Genomic DNA, 20,146 nt, shown 5'->3' on the forward strand with positions numbered 1-20,146 from the left:
GAACTAAAACTACTTACTCAAGCTATCAATTTCGCCATTACGTAACCATTCTGCGATCTGTTTTGTGTAATAGCTCACAATGATATCCGCGCCAGCGCGTTTAAATCCGATCATCGTTTCTTTAACCACTGCTTTTTCATCCAATGCGCCAGCCAATGCTGCAAATTTAATCGCCGCATATTCACCGCCCACTTGATAAACAGCCACAGGCAAATTCGTTTGTTGGCGTAAACGCGCCACCAAATCCAAATATGGTGTGCCTGGTTTAACCATCAAGATATCCGCGCCTTCTGCTTCATCCAATTCAGCTTCGATCATAGCAGAACGACCATTTGCATAATCCGCTTGGTAAGCATTACGATTGCCTGATAATTCTGAGTTTACAGCTTCTCTGAATGGACCATAAAACGCTGATGAGAATTTGATTGCATGCGCTAAAATGCTCACATGTTCAAAGCCTGCTTCATCCAATGCTTCACGAATTGCTGTGATTTGCCCGTCCATCATTGCTGATGGCGCTAACATATCTGCGCCTGCTCTTGCCGCTGTTACAGCTTGTTTGCCTAAGTTTGCAATCGTTTCATCATTGTTCACATGGCCATGTTCACACAAAACGCCACAATGACCATGATCAGTATATTCACAGAAACAGATGTCAGGAATAATGATCATATCTGGCGCTGCTTTACGGATCGTTTTGATCATACGCGCCAATAAACCTTCATCATTCCAAGTATCGCTACCGATAGAATCTTTATGATGAGAAATACCAAATGGCATGATGTACTTAATGCCAAGCGCAGCAAGTTCTTTCACTTCTGCTTCTAGTTGTGACTCAGGATAACGATAAACGCCCGGTAATGTTTTCAACTGAATCGCTTCTGTTAATCCTTCCTCGATGAAAATCGGGTGAATTAAATCGTTCAATGAAAAAAAGTTCTCCTGTACCAATTGACGAATCGCCGTATTACGACGCAAACGACGAGGACGATACAAAGGATTAACGGTTGTCATGTTTTTCTCCTAAAATTTTTGATTTTGTGCACGATGACGAAGTGCATGATCCAACAATGTAATCGCCATCATTGCTTCTGCAATGGGCGTTGCACGAATGCCAACGCAAGGATCATGACGGCCTTTGGTTACCACCGTTACATCCTCACCATGAACATTCACACTACGTCCTTCTAAACGCAAACTTGATGTTGGCTTCAATGCTATTTTAGCAATAATTGGCTGTCCTGAGGAGATGCCACCCAAAATTCCACCTGCATGATTGCTTAAAAAGCCATTATCGCTTGTGATCTCATCACGGAATTCTGTACCTAAAGCTTCAACACAATCAAAGCCATCGCCGATTTCTACGCCTTTTACAGCATTGATGCTCATGAGTGAATGAGCCAATTCTGCATCCAAGCGATCAAAGACTGGCTCACCGAATCCTGCGGGTACATTTTCAGCAATCACAGTCACTTCAGCACCCACTGAATCACCTGATTTACGAAGTGCATCCATGTAGTTTTCTAAATTTTCTACATCCGCTTCACATGGCCAAAAGAAAGGATTAGTTTCAATCACAGATTGGTCAAATGCTGTAGGTTTATTTGGGCCCAATTGCGACAAATAGCCAAAAATCTTCACGCCAAATTGCTCTGCCAATACTTTCTTTGCAATCGCACCTGCTGCTACGCGCATTGCAGTTTCACGTGCGCTAGAACGACCACCACCACGATAATCACGAATGCCATATTTAGCATGATAAGTATAATCTGCATGACCGGGTCTAAATTGATCAGCAATGTTGCCATAATCTTTAGAGCGCTGATCTTCATTGCGAATCAACAAAGCAATCGGTGTACCTGTTGTTTTACCTTCAAAAACACCCGATAAAATTTCCACCAAATCAGCTTCACGACGCTGAGTTGTATGGCGTGAAGTCCCTGGCTTACGGCGATCTAAGTCAAATTGTAAATCTTCCGTTGTTAATTCAATGTTTGGCGGGCAACCATCAATGATGGCAACCAAGCCCGGGCCATGGCTTTCGCCAGCCGTTGAGACGGTAAATAACTTACCAATGCTGTTTCCTGACATAATGACCTTCTAATCTAAAAAATTCTTATCTACGCATCGCGATGGCAACGCGGTTCATTGCGTTCATATTACTGATGATCATTGTCATATCACTGATCTGAACATCGCTATAAAATGCCTTCACTGATGCAAAATCTTCATCTGGAACATGAGTTTGGCTTATATTCGTCAAACTATCTGCCCAGTTCAATGCTGCACGCTGTTCTTCGCTAAATTGGCGACTACATTGCCATGCAGCAACCTCTTGAATGAATCTATCAGGCATTGACAATTTCTTCAATTCTTCTGAGTGAGAATGCACACAATAGCTACAACCATTCACTAAAGAAACGCGTAATTCCAACAAAGCAATCATCACATGATCGATGTTTTCGCTCGCTGCGACCGCTTGTTTCACTTGCACAAAGCCTGCAAATGCTTCCTTTGATAATGCCACATAATGTAGACGTTGTTCGTTCATGATCACGCTCCTTTCTTTAATATCCAATTTTTACCTTCAACCATTCGAGTGATCAACATGGCACAAACATTATTTCCTGTAGAGTTCAAAAGTGTTGCAGGGATATCGATGATAATACTAATCACTAAGATAATGCCAACATATTCAACAGGCACACCAAATAAAGTACAGATTAAAACTTCCGCTGTCATCCCACCACTTGGAATTGCACCGATCACAATGCCAACTAACAGCGCAACCAAAATCACAGCTAAAAACATCATGGGTGTATCAAATGAAATACCTAATAATGTGAGCAAAAATAGAATTTTAAAAACACCGCCCATCACAGAGCCATCTTTATGAGTATTAGCACCCAATGGAATTACCGTTTCTGCAATGTCATTCGGCACATTCATTTGCTTCGTTGCAATCAAGTTCACAGGGATACAAGCGGCGCTTGATGTGGTTGCAATTGCTGTCAATGCTGGTGTTAATGCCGTTGACCAGAATGCTTTCACGCCTGCTTTACCTGCTGCCAACCAAGCATAAATTGTATTTAAGCCAAAGAAAGCTACGATTGTGAGAATGATATAAAGTAATAATACTTGTGCATAAGCACCCACGATTCTTGGCCCCAATTCGCCCACAATATCTGCAAAGTAACATCCCAAACCAACGGGCGCTGCATACATGATGATTTTAACGAGCTTTAAAACCACTTCCATCCCAGATTCTAATAAAGCTGCGATTGGCTTTGCTTTGTCGCCCACTAATACGATGGAAATGCCTAAAAAAATCGAGAAGATGATCAAAGCTAATAGGTTATTTCTTCTGAATAGATCCAAGAAATCGCCCGCTGTTAATGTTCTCACAAACATGTCGCTCAAACTCACAGCCCGAACTTCCAAAGCTTTGCCTGATAATTCCATTAATTCTTGTAAGTTAAAACCTTTCACAGGCTCGTACCACAAGAAGCCAAAATAACTGATGATTCCCATCACAGTTGCGGTACCAACAAATACAAACAGCGCACTGAATAGTATTTTCTTTAAACGTGCGGTTTGATTCGTTTTAGTGATGGATGAAGTAATACTGAAAAACACCAAAGGCACAATTGTAACAAACATCATATTCAAGAATATTTGCCCGATTGGCTTAAAAGATGCTGAAGTGAACTGCCAATTGTGACCAAAAAGCGATAATGAAATGCCTTCAGGGCCTAATAAGTAACCAACCAAACCACCAATAATGATGCCGATGATAATGGTTAAAGAAGAGAGATAATTTTTGAGGAAAGCCATGGAATATCTACTTGATTTGATTAAATGAAGTTTAAAAAAAAGCACACTGACCAAATTATAATGGAAAGTGTGCCTGTTGATTCATTTAATATTTATGATTCTGATTCAGCATGCAATTTGAACTCATCGTGCAATACACGCACCGCTAATTCAGCATATTTGCTTTCAATGATCACAGAAACTTTGATTTCTGATGTAGAGATCATCAAAATATTGATCTCTTCTTGTGCCAAAGCGTGGAACATTCTGCTTGCTACGCCGCTGTTTGAACGCATACCAACGCCAACAATAGACAATTTAGCAATATCCGTGCGACCAAATACTTTTCTTGCTTTCATTGAATCAGCGACGTTTTGTGTGATCATCAATGCACGATCATAATCAGGTGCATTCACTGTAAATGTGAAATCTGTTGTACCATCTTCGCTGATGTTTTGCACGATCAAGTCAACATCAATGTTTTCTTGACCAATGGCATCTAAAATATTAAACGCAATTCCAGGAGTATCTGGCACGCCCAAAACAGTAATTTGTGTTTCGTCACGATTGAGCGCAATGCCCGTGATAATATCAGATTCCATGTATTCATCCTTCTCTTCAAACGTAATTAATGTGCCTTCCCCTGGTTCTTCCAATAAAGAAGATAAAACACGCAGAGGAACGTTATATTTTCCCGCCAATTCTACTGAGCGAATTTGTAATACTTTTGAACCTAAGCTTGCCAATTCAAGCATCTCTTCAAAAGTGATCGTATCTAATTTTCTTGCTTTCTTTTCAATTCTTGGGTCAGTTGTGTAAACGCCATCCACATCTGTATAGATCTGACATTCATCTGCTTTAAACTGTGCAGCCAAAGCCACTGCTGTCGTATCCGAACCACCACGGCCTAAAGTAGTGATTTCTCCTGTTGCTGTTACGCCTTGGAAGCCTGCAACAACCACAACGTAGCCTGCATCTAGATCCTTACGGATTCTATCTTCTGCAACACTTTCGATTTTTGCTTTGGTATGAACATTATTTGTCAAAATGCCAGCTTGCGTGCCCGTGTACGATTTTGCTTTAATGCCCATTGCGTTCAATGTCATACTCAATAAAGCAACTGTTACTTGTTCGCCCGTAGATAAAATTACATCCATCTCACGTTGATTCGGAAACTGGTCAATAGACTTAGCTAAATTGAGTAAGCGATCTGTTTCACCAGACATTGCTGATAAAACGATTATGAGATCATCCCCCTTGTCTTTGAATTTTTTGATTTTATTAGCAACGTTACGAATTCTTTCAAGGTTTGCGACTGATGACCCACCAAATTTTTGCACTAATAAACTCATAAAGATCTCTACTCTAAAATAATGTATAAAATGTTAAATAAACCCGCTGTGTAAAAACGCAACCTTAGCAAAATAGCAAGTACAAATTACAAATACAAATACTTTTTAATCTCTGATGTCAGTAATTGCAAAAGTGCCCATTTTTTCTGAGTGCAAATAGTTAATTAATGCTGCCGCAGTTGCTTCTGGCGAGCTTAATTTCCCTGTATTTTTATAGTCGATGAATCGATCTACATTGGGGAAATATTCTTCTGAATGGCTACGAATTGTGGATTGCATGCCTGTATCAATAATACCTGGTGCAATCGAGGTAGCTTTCACTGGGTTTGTTTTAGTAGATTGCTCTTTCACAAGCACTTCTGTGAAGCGATCAACGGCTGCTTTTGTGGCACAATAAACGCCCCAACCTTCGTAAGCATTGCGCCCTGCACCAGATGAGATATTCATCACAAATTTTTGACCATTGAAATTATCTGTCAATTCAACAAATGCACTTGTCAGTGCAATGACAGCGCCAACATTGAGCATTAAAGCTTGTGATAATTGGCTAGCGTTGATTTTCCCAACAACGCCCATTGGCTCAACTGTGCCTGCATTGTTAATTAAAGTCACAGATGTTGCTGTTGCTAAACGAGAACTCAACCAATCCGTCACCACTTTAACGCTTGCTGTTTCATCCGTTAAATCTACAGTGATTAAGTTTTGCAACACATTAGGATTGGTGCGTGCTAAACGTAACACGTCATTATTGTTATCTTGCTCTAACTGATTTGCCAAAGCTTCACCAATGCCTTTGGATGCACCTGTGATGATATATAACGCTTTCATAGTCATTCCCTCTAAAAAGAATGACTATAGCTAAGAATTTTGAGGTTTACAAATCGATCCATTGATCCTGCAATCAATTATTTCTTCATGATCTCTTGGCACTCTTTTGAAAGCTCTTGCTTGCTATCTGCTTGTGCTTGGCATTTAGTTACTTCATCAATGTAGTTACTGAGCTGTGCACTGCTTTCAACTTCAGCAACGCTATCTTTTGTAGATAAAAATTGCATGCCAAAGCCAATGATCATAATCACAATGATTAAAATAATCGCAGGTAAAGTTTTTTTATTAATCTTTTTCATACAAACTCCTCTGATACCTATAATTATTTAAATTTTAAATGTTAACTTCAAAAAGTCCAGTTTAATAGGTTTGTAAATAAATCTGATGAAATTTAGAGCCAATAAATAACAATTCGTAAATGGAATTTATTGAAAAATTACAATTAAGCAATTAAATTTGAAAAATAAAGATTCCTTTCGGAGCTTTTTGTTAACTGAAACATCTATTATTTTATTTAGTCTTTATCAAAATATATTCATCATTATTTCCCCACCGCTCACTTTCTGTATCTAATCTAATACATGGAGTATCACCACAAACTTTAATATCTGTTTTTAAAATAACATTTTTATTGTTGATCATTTCATTTAAACTCTCATTCTTAGTTTTAAGAAATTGATAACGCTGAAATTCATCGCCAGAAATTTTAAATGTTCCACCAATTAATATAATTAACCCGATTAATAAAATTATTAATGATTTCCAAGAAAGCCATTTTGTTTGACCTATAAGGTTTTTTTGTGAGTTTTGAAATTCATCCATAGTATTAAGTAAAATATTTGTACTCTGTTTAATATTTTCCTCAATATCATGCGTACTCATTTNACATCTATTATTTTATTTAGTCTTTATCAAAATATATTCATCATTATTTCCCCACCGCTCACTTTCTGTATCTAATCTAATACATGGAGTATCACCACAAACTTTAATATCTGTTTTTAAAATAACATTTTTATTGTTGATCATTTCATTTAAACTCTCATTCTTAGTTTTAAGAAATTGATAACGCTGAAATTCATCGCCAGAAATTTTAAATGTTCCACCAATTAATATAATTAACCCGATTAATAAAATTATTAATGATTTCCAAGAAAGCCATTTTGTTTGACCTATAAGGTTTTTTTGTGAGTTTTGAAATTCATCCATAGTATTAAGTAAAATATTTGTACTCTGTTTAATATTTTCCTCAATATCATGCGTACTCATTTCAATAGATGATTTAATGGATTGCTTCATTGTATTGGAAAGTTCTTGATGAGCTTCTTGTGTTATTTTCTTAATATAAAGTTGATAATCATCAATGATTTCCTTGAATTCAGCACTACTATTTTGAGCTTCCTGACTATATGCCTCAATGTTTTTTTTCAGCAAAATAGATGCATTAGCCAGTTGTTCTATTAATTTTAACGAAGCTTCAGTTTCTTTATTCATAATTAACCAATCTCAATACCAGATTCTTTATTCTTAACTTGCAAATTTTGCTCAACTTTCAAACTAGCCTCTGCAATTTTCACTTCTTCAACCCCTTGATTGAGATTATCAGTGAATTCTTTACCTTCTTTTGTTTCAGCAACAGTCATCATGACATCCAGATTAAATCCAAATGGATTATCTTTGGAGTTCTCTAAGTTAGCTAGCAATAGGTCTACGGTTTCATTACCTGTATTTAATGATAGAGGAGAAATCACTTCCTCACGCTCCGTATTATCAAGAACTCTATCCACATGAGATATTTCTGCTGTTGAAGATAAAACATATTGCCATTCTGTTTGTATTGATCCTTCGGGATTAACTGCCGTTATAAATCTATCATAATCATCTCGATGAATAGTTTGGCATCCTGCAGAGTCAGTACTATTTCTTGATCCCGCATGGATTTTAAAAGTATTATTTAAATCTACTATTCCGCCAATGTCTTGACTATCAAACCAGCCATCACCATTTACATCACGCTCTACTAATCCAGTTCCGTGATCACGGATAAATTCATTCGTTGGTCTTAATGAAAAATTATCTCCTTGGCCACCTGGTCTAGCATGAGTTGTTGCTCTCATAGTAATGGTATTATCATCTCTTAACCTCCCCATATCTAACGTACCATCAGCATTAATATCAACACCACTAGGCGCTCTAGATTTTATACTTGTATCATTACGATAATGAGCATCATATTGAGCTGTTGGTTCTGTTGTTGCTCTATTAAATTCTTCAATATGCTTTGCACCATCATTATCTTGCCATAGCACAATTATTCGATCATCATACACTCCGCGTCCAGCATTAGCAGTCGTTTGATTTTCATTTCTTAATCCAAGAATAACTCTATCATTATCATCTAATGCATTTACAGCGGATGCATTACCTCTTAAACGTGTAATCCCATTGTAAACATCAAATTTTTGATCATTTGTTAATGCTGACATCTCATCTTCAGACGGAATCCTTGGAGAATCTTTAGAAAAACTTAACTGTGTTCGCATATTAGGGTCTAATTGTTGATAATTCTCAATATTTGCTTCATTAATCTGAAGAGCTATCAATCGATCATAAGCTTCTCTAACAGCTAATGGTTCTGTTGCATGAAATTCTGACCATAAACGATGCGCTTCTATTACATTACCTTGTTGTGCCGTTTGCACTACAGAGTCTGCAGAATCTTGTATATTAATATTTGATCTTAAATTATCGTCACTCATAGTATTTCCTTTACAAGTTAGTTAATTGTACCTTTTGTAATAATTAAATTATTAATTTCATTTCTAGACAAAGGGATATTAAATTTTTGAATAGCTTCTTGGCATGCCTTTGATAGCAATATTTTTTTAATATAATTAGAATTATTTTCTTCAAATTTTAATTTCTTATCTACACAAGAAAAGCGAATTTTAGGCATACTAGGATTACTAATATATACCAAAGCTTCAATATTATTATTTCTTTTTATTTCAAACACTTCAATTAAAATCTCAGTATTTTTCTTATCTTTAATTATATATGGAATATTTAATATATAATTCTCATCAAAATCATCACCTAAAAGATTATCATCTATAGCTTTACTATCCTCTAAAGACAAGATCTCTATTTTAAGATCTAAAAGCTCATCTACTTTTTTATAGCCATTAATCGATGAGCTATGATAGCTAATACTTTGATCTTTTAACTCCTCAGTACACATCAATTCCAAGGGTTTATCTAAAATAGGAAAGGATATTGGAGTAAGCATTTGAGTCTGTGCCTTTTGATCAACACAGGTAATTTCAGCAAAAGAAAAAAAAGCATTATTCACTAATACTATTAATAATAATTGAAAAAAAAATTTTCTCATTTTTTATCCTTTATATTCACAAAAGAACTTTTATTCTAAAGTAACTACAGTATAGAATTTATTCTTTTAGTATTGTTAAGTGATTAATATTTTATAGTATATAAGCCTGAAAGTATAATTGAACATAGTTATTTATAAACAATAAAATATNATTCACTAATACTATTAATAATAATTGAAAAAAAAATTTTCTCATTTTTTATCCTTTATATTCACAAAAGAACTTTTATTCTAAAGTAACTACAGTATAGAATTTATTCTTTTAGTATTGTTAAGTGATTAATATTTTATAGTATATAAGCCTGAAAGTATAATTGAACATAGTTATTTATAAACAATAAAATATTTAGCCTATATATAGCTAGACATACCATCAAATGTATTTTAGGGCTATTGCCATGCAAGCTTTTTGGTATAGTTTGAGTTTCTTTAGATATAGTATCAGATATTCTACATCGCTACTTGTGACACAAAATCCACAGCTACAAACGCTCAATCGCGAAGGCTTCTGAAACTTTGAAAAATATTGATAACACTCATCAATAATTTTTTGCATTTCATCGCTCATAATTCGCCCTTTAATTTCTTTGGTATTCTTCGTAACATTTATAGTCTTTTTCAAATTACATTGGATTTTATCATGGAACGCAAACCCAACTATTTTTACCTATCTGCTGCGATGATCATTGATGAGAATGATCGCTTATTGCTAGTTCGTAAACGTAATACAGTCAAATTCATGTTGCCAGGTGGGAAAATAGATCACGGTGAAAGCGCCATTGAGGCTTTGGTTCGAGAATTACAAGAAGAGATTGATTTAAATATTCAAGAAAGTGATGCAACTTTCATTCAAGAATATGAAGCTGTCGCTGCCAATGAGCCTGATTACAGAATCCAATCGCAGTTATTCCAAGTGATGTTGCCTGCCAATATAATCATCGAGCCACAAGCAGAGATTGAAGAGATCGTTTGGCTAAAGCCAAATCATATTCCTGCCCTACAATTTGCACCGTTAGTTGAAGAGAAAATCCTACCGTTATGGCAAGATTTCTTAGATAAAAAAAGATAATCGCCCCTGTAAAATATATCTCCGTGTAATCACCCCTGTTTTCTCCTATAATAGTATTATTTGCACGGAGGCTTAAAAATGTCAGATACAGGTATCAATTTCACAGATGCAGCAGCATTGAAAGTTAAATCATTGATTGATGATGAAGCTAATCCAAACTTGATGTTACGCGTTTACATCCAAGGTGGCGGTTGCTCAGGTTTCCAATATGGTTTTACATTTGCGGAAGAGCTAGAAGCAGGCGATGTGGAAGTTGAAAATCAAGGCGTAAAATTATTGGTTGATCCATTGAGCTACCAATATTTAGTGGGTGCTGATATCGATTATGTTCAAAACCTTCAAGGTGAACAATTCGTAATCCGTAATCCAAACGCGACAACAACTTGTGGTTGTGGAAACTCATTCAGCGCTTAATCTTTTCATAAGATTTTAATAATAAAAATAAAGGAGCATTAATGTCTGGTATATCAATTGTTATTTTATCGATCGTTGCCGCAGTGATCGTTGTTGTATTTATGGGTGTGAAAATCATCCCACAAGGACAACAAGCAACTGTAGAACGTTTTGGTCGTTATTCACGTACATTGCAACCAGGCATTAATATCATTGTGCCTGTCTTTGATCGCATCGGTCGTCGTTTAAATATGATGGAACAAGTGATGGATGTCCCTTCACAAGAAGTGATCACGCGTGATAATGCGATGGTTCGTGTGGATGGTGTAACATTCTTCCAAATCAATGATGCAGCACAAGCAGCTTACCAAGTGAATAACTTAACGTTATCCATCATCAATCTCATTATGACGAACATTCGTACTGTAATGGGTTCAATGGATTTAGATGAATTATTATCTAAACGTGATGAAATTAATGCTCGTTTATTATCTGTTGTGGATCACGCAACAGCGCCTTGGGGTGTAAAAGTTACGCGTATCGAGATTAAAGACATTGCACCGCCACGTGATCTTGTAGATGCAATGGCAAGACAAATGAAAGCGGAACGTGAAAAACGTGCGAACATTTTGGAAGCTGAAGGTTTCCGTCAGGCTGAAATTTTAAAAGCTGAAGGTGAAAAGCAAAGTATGATCCTAGATGCAGAGGCGAAAAAAGCTGCTGCATTCATGGAAGCTGAAGCACGTGAACGTTTAGCTGAAGCTGAAGCTAATGCAACGCGCATGGTTTCTGACGCAATTTCTGGTGGTAATATCCAAGCCATCAACTACTTCGTAGCACAAAAATATGTGGAAGCATTTGGTAAAATTGCTGAAAGTGATAATGGCAAAATCATCATGATGCCAATGGAAGCAACAAGTGTTGTGAGCTCATTAGCCGGCATTGCAGATTTAGTTAAATCAACTTCTAGCAAATAATATTGGAGATACACACGCGATGGCAATTTTAGTCAATTGGTTCACATTGGGTATTATCTTAATCATTTTAGAAATGCTTTTACCTGGCATGTTTTTAATGTGGTTTGGTGCAAGTGCATTGATCGTTGGCGTGATCACATTGATCATCCCAATGAGCATGAATGCTGAATTAGCTCTATTTGCCATCACTTCTGTATTATCTGTGATTGCAGTCATTGTGATCATGCGTAGAGTTTCACCAAATACGCAATCCACTGTAACGCATAATCTCAACCAAGCACGCGGTTCAGAATTGGTTGGCATGGCTTTCACTTTAGATTCAAAAGTTGTGAATAATGAAGGTAAACTCAATATTGGTGATTCAGTTTGGCTCATTAAAGGCCCAGATGCAGAAGCTGGCACACACATTGAAATCACTCACATTGAGAATAATACATTAACATTTAAGATCATTGACTAATGGCTTTTAAATCCATGAACAATCAGCAATTTCAGCCGATAATGCGCCACTGGCGCATTATCTTTTTCCTATGGATTATTTTAACCATTTTCACAAGTGCCTTTGGGATTAGCGCCCTTGTCACATCGCCAATGCACCCAATCTATTTTGTGCTTGTGGCAATATTGCCTTCCACCCTATTTCTGATCATCTCTTTGATCACATCACATTCTATTTTCAGCCAGATTTTCATTAGCTTGAAAAACCTCATTTTTAAAAATGATTCGGCAATCACTTTCCAAAGTAAGTTGCCCATTCGTTACATTGTGCAATTGGTTTCCAATGCAACGTGGATCACAATTTTACTGACTAGCATTGTCGTACTCTTTTTCAAATTCACCTTTCAACATGTGGATTTTTATTTAGGTAATACATTCACAGAAAGCAAAGAGATCACAGAATCAGTGATCCGTTATTTAAATTTCTTCCCTGAAAAATTAGGATTGATTAGCTTTGATTACAAAATTATTGAAGCAAGTTTTATCAAAGATGGTTTAAATGATGCTGCGCGCTCTTTATGGGCAAAATGGACAATCATCATGATCTTATTTCATGGTTTATTGCCACGCATTTTGGTGTTTACCTATTACGTTGTGCGTAGTTTATTGCATTCAACGCCACAAGCAACTGTTAGCCAGCCAATCGTTTTAGATCAAGCTGAAGAAAAACCTTTAGTGATTCGTGCGCCTAAAGTTGAAGTGCATGGCAATGGACATTATCAAGTCGCCTTAGATATTACAGATCAAATCCGCTTAAGCTCTGATGTGATTAAGTTGAATGACATTGAAGCTTTTCAGCAATTTGAACTCAAACATAAAGCTGAACCCATTGAAAAAATAGAAGTATTTGTGGATGGTAATTTAATGCCAGATCGTGGATTATTAAGACGAATGATCCGCCTATTGAATTTAGCAGAACATGCAACCATTCATGTATTAACGCAGGACGAATATCAAAAATCCATGTGGCACAAACATCTATCATCCGTTTTAGTGGAAGGCGAAGCAGCAAATTATGACATCCAATAACATCACCATTGCCATTGTTGGCCATACAAATACTGGTAAAACATCGCTAGTACGCGCTTTGACACGACAACGCAATTTTGGTGAAGTTAAAAATGCGCCTGCAACTACGATTGATGTCACAAATATATCGCTACAATCTGCTGATTTTACTTTCAACTTTGTCGATACACCAGGCATTGAAGATGCCATGAGCATTTTGGAGTTAATGCCAAGTGCTTCCCTACAGACATCTAAGTCTGATGAGAAAAAAGCTCTATTAGAATTGATGCAAAACCCACATTACAAAGCAGATTTTGATCAAGAGTTTAAAGTGCTGAATCAAATGCTCAAAAGCGATATTGCCTTTTATGTGATCGATGTTCGCCAGCCTTTTTTACCGCGCTATCATTATGAATTGATTCTCCTTCTCAAAACTCATATTCCAATTTTGCCAATTTTGAATTTTACGCAAAATGCACAGTACATTGATGATTGGAAACGTGAACTCAAGGCTAATGGCTTACATCATTATCTAGAGTTCGATACGATCTTATTACCACGCAAACAGCGCTTATATGAACAGATCGCGATTATGTTCCCTGAACATTATCAAAGCATTCAATCTTTCATTACTGCGCAAAATGCATTGGATAATGAACGCACAGAGAAAGCTTTCGTTCTACTTGCTGATTTCTACTTTGATCTAATGACATTACGCGTTAAAGCCGATACAAAGCAAATTGACACACAAAGCATCAATGCACAGATTGCGACTGCCATTGCAAAAATTGAGAAGAAATTCATTGATCAGTTATTGGCGCTTTATAATTTCAATCGTGAAGATATCCAATACATCACATTGCATACAGAAGCCAATGCAACCACGCAGGATATGTTCACGCTAGATGAATTTGGGCAGTTCTCTATCCAGTTTGGCAAAGGTGCAGCTGCGGGCGCAACTATGATGGTGGGCGTTGATTTAGTGAGCGGTATGACAACACTTGGCATTGCTTCTGCAACTGGCGCTGTAATTGGCGGTGTTTTCAGCTCATTATGGAATTATGGTGAACGCATCGTGGATAAATGGCGTGACATTGAATATTTCTACATTGATCAGCCAACAGCTGTGAAGTTAATGCTGAATCTTTTATACATCATCGAGCGCTTGAATGATCGTTCTCATGCAGATTTAAATCCGATCATGATCAACAATGAAACAGAAAATTCAGCTGATATTACCAACTTCATGAAACAAACTGAAAATCTACGCGCTTATCCTGAATTACACCAAAAGAGCGATTCTAAAAAAGATAAGCTCTTGCAAAAAGTAGTAAAAGCAATACAATCATCGTTTTCTAATAAAGGATAATTATAGGTAATTTAATAAGGAAAAATAATGGGAACACCAAGAAACTGCCCTTTCTGCAATACTGTATCAACAATCAGAGATCATGACATTAGCAAAGATCATCATCAATTTTTCTCAAATAAAGATGATGTTCACTATCAAGTACGTACATATGCTATTACATGTCCACTTGAAAGCTGCAGAGAAGTAGAAATTGTTTTTGAAAAATGGAAAGCCATAAAATATGGACACACAATACATGGAGAAGATAAACCTATACAGTGGCAGAAAATTTATCGAAAAAATATTGAACCGGAAGTAAATATAAAGGTATTTCCTGATTATATTCCTGAGCAAATTTTACAAGATTATAAAGAAGCAAAACTCATTGCTATTTTATCCCCTAAAGCATCTGCTACTCTAGCCCGTCGCTGTTTACAATCCATGATCAGAGATTTTTATAATATTTCTGGCAAAAAATCTTTGCACCATGAAATAGAAGAGATCAAAGATAAAATTGATCCTGATATGTATGAAGCAATTATGTCTTTAAAATCTATTGGAAATATAGGTGCTCACCNGTTTACAATCCATGATCAGAGATTTTTATAATATTTCTGGCAAAAAATCTTTGCACCATGAAATAGAAGAGATCAAAGATAAAATTGATCCTGATATGTATGAAGCAATTATGTCTTTAAAATCTATTGGAAATATAGGTGCTCACCCCGAAAAAGATATTAACCTAATAATTGATGTTGAGCCTGAAGAAGCAAATGAACTCATTGCTTTAATAGAAATGCTAATTGAGGATTGGTACATTACTCGATATAAACGTCAAGAAAGAATTAACGGCATTAAGGCAATGAACGATGAAAAACAAGCCGAAAGAAAAGGAACCATAACATCACACCAAATTGAATAGATAACAATATTGTGCAACAAAAAAGCCTCATTTCTGAGGCTTTTTTGAATCTGAGTTTATGAATTACTTCGCTTTTGGCTGTTTCAAAAGTTCAATGTAATCACTCATAATGTTCACACTTTCATCCAATAAAATATCTGGTGTTGTATCTTTCAACAATTTTGTATGAGTGCCATCTTCATTTTTATACTGCTCTAATGTTAATGGCTCTAAGTTATACATTCTGCGAATTTCATTGCTACTTTTGAAAGAATCATCTTCTTGCTCTTTCAATTCCTTACGGCGCTCATCCAAGTTCAATGACAATGTTTTCACATCCCACAATGCTTGAATCTTATCGCGCTGTTCTTGGAAGATTTTAAGCTTTTCATCATCTTTCAAGCGATTATTATGTTCTGCTTGCAATGGTTTCGCATATTCAGCCAAAGTTTCTGTGATCACTAAATCCTTACTCGCAGGAATCTGATCCCAAGGTAAAACATATTTTTCCTTAGATTCACCAATATCTGCAGGATTATAAATCTGTGGCAACACAACATCAGGTACAACGCCTTTCTCTTGTGTACTTTCGCCATTCGCACGATAGAACATTGCGATCGTTACTTTACTCTGCCCTGGCTTTTCTGATTTCGCTAACCAACCTTCTAAAGGCAACAATGACTGAACTGTACCTTTACCAAACGTTGTATTACCTACGATCAAACCACGGCCTTGATCTTGAATACTACCTGCAAAGATTTCACTTGCTGAAGCGCTCAAACGATCTGTAATCACCATCAATGGACCATCGTAGATTTTCTTCTCTTGCGTGCTGTTGCGCGTTTCGATTGAACCGTTATAGTTTTTCACTTGCACAACAGTTTTCTTAGGTTCGATAAAGAGCGCTGATAAATTAATCACTTCTTCCAATGAACCACCGCCATTGCCACGAAGATCGATCACTAAACCATCAATTTGATTTTTGTCTTGAAGCTCTTTGACAAGCTTCTTAATATCACGCGTTGTACTTCTAAACTCTTTCTCACCGCCTTTGCTACCTTCAAAATCACTGTAGAATGCAGGCAAAGTAATCACACCAATTTTCTGTGTTTGATCACCTTTTTTAATCTCTTTCACATCAGATTTAGCAGCTTGCTGTTCTAGTTTCACTTGATCGCGAACAATGCGCACAACCTTTTCAGGTCCTTTGCCTTTATTACCCATGATTTGTAAACGAACAACTGTGCCTTTTTTACCACGGATTTTATCAACCACATGATCCAAACGCATGCCAACGATGTCTAAAAATTCACCATCATCGCCTTGGGCAACGCCGATCAATTGATCACCAATTACTAATTGATTCGTTTGATCCGCAGGTCCACCTGGTACAACTTCCATAATGGAAATACCATCATCATCTTGGCGCAATACTGTGCCAATCCCTTGCAATGACAAACTCATATTAATATTGAAGTTTTCCATTGTGCGATGGGACAAATAGCCAGAATGTGGGTCAAATGCCAATGCAACAGTATTCATGTAGATTTCAAAAATATCATCCACATCCACTTGCATTAAACGCTCATGACGTGATGCATAGCGTTTCTTTAATTTTGCACGCGCTTCATCCAATGTTAATTCTTCATCAGACACTAACAAATTGATGAGCTCGTTTTTAATGCGCTGATACCAAATCTCGTCCAATTCTTGAACAGTTTTGGCATAAGGTTCATCTTTACGATTAATTAGAATTTCTTCTTTCTTAGTGAAATCGAAATCACGATCAATCAATTGATTCACAGCTGTTTGGCGATCATCCAAACGCTGAATCAAAGTATTGTACATTTCAAAAGGAAAGCGCAATTCTGCTTTCCTTAAGTAATCATCAAATAACAGTTTGTGCTTATCAAACTGATCAATATCAGATTGCAAAAAGTAAACACGCTGAGGATCCAACGAGTTTAAATATAACGAGTAAACACGTTCAGATAAAACATCATCCAATGGAATCTTTCCGTAATGGAATTGAGACAATGCCACTGCATTGGCAGAGCTGATCCTCTCAAATCTTTTATTCGGAGTAATTTTTGGGAGTTGTTTTTCCTGAGCTGTTGACGCAGGAATGGATTGAATTTCTGACGCATTGACATTACCGAAAAGTAAAATCGCAACGACAGATGCAATCACGCCTAATTTTTTTTGTTTAATCGTCATATTTTTTTGTAACCTAGTATTTATCAATCCATTCTACCCGTATTTTTTCTCGAAGTCAGACATAAATTCACACAAAACTTTGACGCCTTCTAACGGCAAGCCATTATAAATACTTGCACGCATACCGCCAACTGCGCGATATCCTTCCAAATTAATCAAGCCGTGTTCTTTCGCCTGTGCTAAAAAGATGGGATCTAATTCTGGATTTACAATAGTAAATGGAATATTCATGCGAGAACGTGCATTTTTTGTCACAGGATTGCGATAAAAATCACTGGAATCAATAATGTTATAAATCATTGCAGCTTTTTCGTTATTGATTTTTTCAATTGCAGAAACACCGCCTTGATTTTGCAACCAAGTCAATACCAAGTCAATCATATACATAGAAAATGTTGGTGGCGTGTTCACCATGGAGATATTTTTAGACTGTAATTCGTAGTTGAATACATCTGGCGTCATTGGATTAGCTTTACCCAATAGATCTTCACGTACGATGACTACTGTAATGCCTGATGGACCGATATTCTTCTGTGCACCTGCATAGATTAAACCGAATTTAGAAACGTCAAATTCGCGGGATAAAATATTTGAACTCATATCCACAACAGTTGGTGCATATTCGCTTTGCACTGCATAATCGAACTCTACACCACTAATTGTTTCGTTATCACAGTAATGAACGAATGCTGCATCTTTAGAAAACTTCAATGAGCCTTCTTCAGGTAATGTATCTTTTGCAGTTGCAAGCACATTAATCTCAGCATATTTAGCCATAGCTTTCATGGCTTTATTTGACCAGTTGCCTGTATCAATTGCATCAACTTTTGTTTGATTGCCCAACAAGTTCAATGGAATCATTGAAAACTGTGCGTATGCACCGCCTTGCTGGAAGATGATTTTATAATTCTCTGGAATGTTCAACAATGAACGAATTTTTTGTTCACTTTGAACCATAATTGCTTCAAAATCTTTACTTCTATGGGAAATTTCCATCACAGAAGCGCCTAAACCATGCCAATTTAAGAATTCTGCCTGTGCTTGTTTCAATACAGCTTCAGGTAGAGTTGATGGGCCTGCACAAAAATTATAATTACGTTCCATATCCTATCCAGTGTCACAATATTCACAACAAGCCTACACTATACCGAAAATAAACTTAATAAATGTAATTATTCAAATAAATCTAGATGGGAATAATTGGCATAGGATTTCACAAAGGTTTCTGATAGAATTAGTGGCTTAATTTTAAATTGGTCATGAGGATTCTAATGTCTTTTAACAACGAGATTCATAACCTTAATCTTGTGCCTATGGTTGTCGAGCAAACGGCTCGTGGCGAACGCNCGCCTTGCTGGAAGATGATTTTATAATTCTCTGGAATGTTCAACAATGAACGAATTTTTTGTTCACTTTGAACCATAATTGCTTCAAAATCTTTACTTCTATGGGAAATTTCCATCACAGAAGCGCCTAAACCATGCCAATTTAAGAATTCTGCCTGTGCTTGTTTCAATACAGCTTCAGGTAGAGTTGATGGGCCTGCACAAAAATTATAATTACGTTCCATATCCTATCCAGTGTCACAATATTCACAACAAGCCTACACTATACCGAAAATAAACTTAATAAATGTAATTATTCAAATAAATCTAGATGGGAATAATTGGCATAGGATTTCACAAAGGTTTCTGATAGAATTAGTGGCTTAATTTTAAATTGGTCATGAGGATTCTAATGTCTTTTAACAACGAGATTCATAACCTTAATCTTGTGCCTATGGTTGTCGAGCAAACGGCTCGTGGCGAACGCTCATTCGATATTTATTCACGTCTATTAAAAGATCGCGTGATCTTTTTGTGTGGCCCTGTGGATGATTACAGTGCAAACGTGATCGTAGCGCAAATGCTCTTTTTAGAAGCAGAAAACCCTGATCGTGACATTCATTTATACATCAATTCACCAGGCGGTTCAGTAACTGCTGGCATGGCGATTTATGACACTATGCAGTTCATCAAGCCAGATGTTTCTACTATGGTGATTGGGCAAGCTTGCAGCATGGGTGCATTCCTATTGGCTGCTGGTGCTGAAGGCAAGCGTTTATCGCTACCAAATTCTCGTGTGATGATTCACCAACCTTTAGGTGGTTATCAAGGTCAAGCAACTGATATTGAAATTCATACGAAAGAGATGCTTTATATTAAAGATCGTTTGAATAAAATCATGGCGCATCACACAAAACAACCCTTGAAAAAAATTGTGAAAGATACAGATCGTGACAATTTTATGAGCGCAGAAGAAGCTCAAAAATATGGCTTAATCGATACTGTTGTTTCTCATCGTTAATT

22 protein-coding genes and 1 pseudogene are annotated in these 20,146 nt (G+C 36.6%); 9 read left to right on the forward strand and 14 right to left on the reverse strand.

Annotated elements, in window-relative coordinates; all coding sequences use genetic code 11:
* Positions 1-9: 9 nt before the first annotated feature.
* The 11 genes from hemB to BZK16_RS05295 form a co-directional block, all read right to left on the reverse strand.
* Positions 10-1,014, reverse strand: coding sequence for a porphobilinogen synthase (hemB, locus tag BZK16_RS05245; RefSeq protein WP_077927851.1), 1,005 nt, complete (start codon positions 1,012-1,014; stop codon positions 10-12).
* Between the two features lie 9 nt (positions 1,015-1,023).
* The gene (aroC, locus tag BZK16_RS05250) at positions 1,024-2,091 is read right to left on the reverse strand and encodes a chorismate synthase (protein WP_077927852.1); all 1,068 of its coding nucleotides are present in this window, start codon (positions 2,089-2,091) and stop codon (positions 1,024-1,026) included.
* A gap of 25 nt (positions 2,092-2,116) precedes the next feature.
* Positions 2,117-2,551 carry a carboxymuconolactone decarboxylase family protein gene (locus BZK16_RS05255; RefSeq protein ID WP_077927853.1) on the reverse strand — a complete coding sequence of 145 codons (435 nt, stop codon included), beginning with the start codon at positions 2,549-2,551 and terminating at the stop codon, positions 2,117-2,119.
* A gap of 2 nt (positions 2,552-2,553) precedes the next feature.
* Complete coding sequence (locus BZK16_RS05260; protein ID WP_077927854.1) at positions 2,554-3,834, reverse strand: dicarboxylate/amino acid:cation symporter; 1,281 nt, start codon at positions 3,832-3,834, stop codon at positions 2,554-2,556.
* 92 nt (positions 3,835-3,926) lie between these two features.
* The gene (locus BZK16_RS05265; RefSeq protein ID WP_077927855.1) at positions 3,927-5,165 is read right to left on the reverse strand and encodes an aspartate kinase; all 1,239 of its coding nucleotides are present in this window, start codon (positions 5,163-5,165) and stop codon (positions 3,927-3,929) included.
* Positions 5,166-5,270: 105 nt separating this feature from the next.
* Complete coding sequence (locus BZK16_RS05270) at positions 5,271-5,993, reverse strand: SDR family NAD(P)-dependent oxidoreductase (RefSeq protein ID WP_077927856.1); 723 nt, start codon at positions 5,991-5,993, stop codon at positions 5,271-5,273.
* Between the two features lie 77 nt (positions 5,994-6,070).
* On the reverse strand, positions 6,071-6,292 hold the full coding sequence (locus BZK16_RS05275; RefSeq protein ID WP_077927857.1) for a hypothetical protein: 222 nt from the start codon (positions 6,290-6,292) through the stop codon (positions 6,071-6,073).
* A 211-nt stretch (positions 6,293-6,503) separates the two neighbouring features.
* Positions 6,504-6,875, reverse strand: a complete 372-nt coding sequence (locus tag BZK16_RS05280; RefSeq protein ID WP_077927858.1) for a hypothetical protein — start codon at positions 6,873-6,875, stop codon at positions 6,504-6,506.
* 15 nt (positions 6,876-6,890) lie between these two features.
* A complete protein-coding gene (locus BZK16_RS05285; RefSeq protein ID WP_077927859.1) occupies positions 6,891-7,487 on the reverse strand; it encodes a hypothetical protein in 597 nt (198 codons plus the stop codon).
* Positions 7,488-7,489: 2 nt separating this feature from the next.
* Entirely contained in the window at positions 7,490-8,752 is a 1,263-nt protein-coding gene (locus BZK16_RS05290) for a hypothetical protein (RefSeq protein WP_077927860.1), read from the reverse strand.
* Between the two features lie 17 nt (positions 8,753-8,769).
* The gene (locus BZK16_RS05295) at positions 8,770-9,384 is read right to left on the reverse strand and encodes a hypothetical protein (protein WP_077927861.1); all 615 of its coding nucleotides are present in this window, start codon (positions 9,382-9,384) and stop codon (positions 8,770-8,772) included.
* Positions 9,385-10,024: 640 nt separating this feature from the next.
* Between BZK16_RS05295 and BZK16_RS05300 the strand changes: the two genes are divergently transcribed.
* The 8 genes from BZK16_RS05300 (at position 10,025) to BZK16_RS05335 (ending at position 15,602) form a co-directional block, all read left to right on the forward strand.
* Entirely contained in the window at positions 10,025-10,453 is a 429-nt protein-coding gene (locus BZK16_RS05300; RefSeq protein WP_233145203.1) for an NUDIX hydrolase, read from the forward strand.
* A gap of 78 nt (positions 10,454-10,531) precedes the next feature.
* A complete protein-coding gene (gene erpA, locus BZK16_RS05305) occupies positions 10,532-10,867 on the forward strand; it encodes an iron-sulfur cluster insertion protein ErpA (protein ID WP_077927862.1) in 336 nt (111 codons plus the stop codon).
* A 41-nt stretch (positions 10,868-10,908) separates the two neighbouring features.
* Positions 10,909-11,823 carry an SPFH domain-containing protein gene (locus BZK16_RS05310; RefSeq protein ID WP_077927863.1) on the forward strand — a complete coding sequence of 305 codons (915 nt, stop codon included), beginning with the start codon at positions 10,909-10,911 and terminating at the stop codon, positions 11,821-11,823.
* A gap of 19 nt (positions 11,824-11,842) precedes the next feature.
* A complete protein-coding gene (locus BZK16_RS05315; protein ID WP_077927864.1) occupies positions 11,843-12,283 on the forward strand; it encodes an NfeD family protein in 441 nt (146 codons plus the stop codon).
* 14 nt (positions 12,284-12,297) lie between these two features.
* Positions 12,298-13,350, forward strand: a complete 1,053-nt coding sequence (locus tag BZK16_RS05320) for a DUF2868 domain-containing protein (protein ID WP_233145204.1) — start codon at positions 12,298-12,300, stop codon at positions 13,348-13,350.
* The gene (locus BZK16_RS05325; protein WP_077927865.1) at positions 13,337-14,698 is read left to right on the forward strand and encodes a GTPase/DUF3482 domain-containing protein; all 1,362 of its coding nucleotides are present in this window, start codon (positions 13,337-13,339) and stop codon (positions 14,696-14,698) included. Before BZK16_RS05320 ends, BZK16_RS05325 begins: the two co-directional genes overlap by 14 nt.
* A gap of 27 nt (positions 14,699-14,725) precedes the next feature.
* Positions 14,726-15,289 (forward strand): DUF4145 domain-containing protein, encoded by a 564-nt coding sequence (locus BZK16_RS05330; RefSeq protein WP_077927866.1) that lies wholly within the window; start codon positions 14,726-14,728, stop codon positions 15,287-15,289.
* Entirely contained in the window at positions 15,270-15,602 is a 333-nt protein-coding gene (locus BZK16_RS05335; RefSeq protein ID WP_077927867.1) for a DUF4145 domain-containing protein, read from the forward strand. The genes BZK16_RS05330 and BZK16_RS05335 overlap by 20 nt, the downstream gene beginning before the upstream one ends.
* 63 nt (positions 15,603-15,665) lie before the next feature.
* Here BZK16_RS05335 and BZK16_RS05340 read toward each other — a convergent pair whose 3' ends face one another.
* From BZK16_RS05340 to BZK16_RS05350, 3 genes and pseudogenes are all read right to left on the reverse strand, one after another.
* Entirely contained in the window at positions 15,666-17,798 is a 2,133-nt protein-coding gene (locus tag BZK16_RS05340; RefSeq protein WP_233145205.1) for a carboxy terminal-processing peptidase, read from the reverse strand.
* Between the two features lie 33 nt (positions 17,799-17,831).
* Positions 17,832-18,902 carry a 3-phosphoserine/phosphohydroxythreonine transaminase gene (gene serC / locus BZK16_RS05345; protein ID WP_077927868.1) on the reverse strand — a complete coding sequence of 357 codons (1,071 nt, stop codon included), beginning with the start codon at positions 18,900-18,902 and terminating at the stop codon, positions 17,832-17,834.
* 235 nt (positions 18,903-19,137) lie between these two features.
* Positions 19,138-19,368 (reverse strand): annotated as a pseudogene (locus tag BZK16_RS05350) (aminotransferase class V-fold PLP-dependent enzyme); the annotation flags it as partial.
* A gap of 167 nt (positions 19,369-19,535) precedes the next feature.
* Between BZK16_RS05350 and clpP the strand changes: the two are divergent.
* Positions 19,536-20,144, forward strand: coding sequence for an ATP-dependent Clp endopeptidase proteolytic subunit ClpP (gene clpP, locus BZK16_RS05355; protein WP_077927870.1), 609 nt, complete (start codon positions 19,536-19,538; stop codon positions 20,142-20,144).
* Positions 20,145-20,146 lie beyond the last annotated feature (2 nt).

Origin of the sequence: Wohlfahrtiimonas populi (genome assembly GCF_002006795.1) — a bacterium.
Lineage (GTDB): Bacteria > Pseudomonadota > Gammaproteobacteria > Cardiobacteriales > Wohlfahrtiimonadaceae > Wohlfahrtiimonas > Wohlfahrtiimonas populi.